We start from the raw sequence: 253 nt of genomic DNA on the forward strand, positions 1-253 counted from the left end.
GGTCGGGGGATGGTTTAAACTGCATCTGTGCATCGCTGAGGCCTGAAACATCGTTTAGCAGGGTGGTTTTGGTGCTTTGCAGCTGGTCCAGCAGAAAGGACTTATCATCCCGCGTTAATGCCGGCTGCTGAACAGTGAAGGCCGATAAGACCAGGATGGATACATACAGAGCGAACTTTTTCATTGGTGGTAAATTTAGGATGAGTGATGGGATTGTTCTAAGCGCATTTTAAATTACGCTTTTTTCCGGATT

Annotated in this window: 1 protein-coding gene; it reads right to left on the reverse strand. The window is 46.6% G+C overall.

Features of this window, described 5'->3' with window-relative positions; all coding sequences use genetic code 11:
- The coding region (locus tag KVT34_RS30630; protein WP_217563337.1) for a hypothetical protein at window positions 1-184 on the reverse strand (184 nt) is incomplete at its 3' end.
- Window positions 185-253: the final 69 nt, after the last annotated feature.

This window comes from Paenibacillus sp. GbtcB18 (assembly GCF_019091125.1).
Lineage (GTDB): Bacteria > Bacillota > Bacilli > Paenibacillales > NBRC-103111 > Paenibacillus_F > Paenibacillus_F chitinolyticus.